Raw genomic sequence first — 1,110 nt, 5'->3', positions numbered from 1 at the left:
TGACGCGCCTGGTCGGCAGGCGCATGTTCATCGACCGAAATCACATCGCGCGACATGATGTCCTCGCACAGCAGGACCCGGTGGGAGCGCACCATCGCCTGCAACTCGACCTGCCGTAGCAGCCGCTCAAGATCGTTGCGGTCGATATCGAAGGTTTCCTCCAGCGCGCCGAGCGCGGCATCGACATCCTCGGGCTGGAAGCCGACCCGCTCCCGCGCCGGCGGATCGATGGTTCCATGCGCGCTTTTAAGGGCGGGGGCCGCCACATGCGGATAGTTGCGCCGCGACAGTTTATGGATGCCGTAGCCGAGTGCGACCAACACGATCGAGTTCAGCGCTACCGGAACGAAGGGAAACAGCAAGCCCGAGCTGAAGACGGCCGGTCCGCCGAACACCGCGGTTAAGGCGGCGGCGCCACCCGGCGGATGCAGGCAGCGCGTGAACGACATGGCGGCGATGGCCAGCGCCACCGCAATGCCGGTAGCAAGGACGGGTTCATGCACGAAATGCGCCACGATCACCCCGACCAGCGCCGAAACCGTATTGCCACCGATAATCGACCAAGGTTGCGCCAGCGGGCTTGAAGGCACGGCAAAGAGCAGCACGGCCGATGCTCCCATTGGAGCAACCAGCAGTGCGACATGTGGGCCAGACCCGTTACTGATCACGCCAGTCAATGCGATGCCGATCATGGCCCCGATGCAGGCGAGCAGCCGCTCGCGCAGCGTTGCACCGGCAAGGATCGGAACAAAGAGACGAAACGCCATGGCATACCCTTGGGCGAGTGGTCGGAACTCCGCGGTCCGCAATGCAGGCAAAGCCACAGATTTGGAAGTTAAGCCAATTCGGAAAGTCGGCTCACGGGGGAATACTTTTGCGCGAAGCGGCCATTCCCAAATGGGTGCAGACATTTTGATCAGCCAGAGGAGGCGGACGGCACGCTGATCCGCTCGAGCGCAGCTAGAGGCCAAGGGCTGTCGTGCCGCGGGCAGCCGGAAATGGGGATGGTCGGAGGTCGAGCTGGGATGGACACTAAGGAATTCAGAGGCTTCGAAAAGCGTGCTGACAATGTCGGCATGGCAAGACAAATCAGGCCCTTGTCGCTCCACT

At 62.4% G+C, this 1,110-nt stretch carries 1 protein-coding gene; it reads right to left on the bottom strand.

The features are described 5' to 3' along the window. Nucleotides 1–767 (bottom strand): HPP family protein (locus NKI24_RS35755; RefSeq protein WP_352750897.1); only part of this gene is annotated, 767 nt, incomplete at its 3' end. Nucleotides 768–1,110: the final 343 nt, after the last annotated feature.

Source organism: Mesorhizobium sp. M0701, from assembly GCF_040320365.1.
In the GTDB taxonomy this organism is placed as follows: domain Bacteria; phylum Pseudomonadota; class Alphaproteobacteria; order Rhizobiales; family Rhizobiaceae; genus Mesorhizobium.
This window is presented reverse-complemented; position numbering and strand designations above follow the sequence as displayed.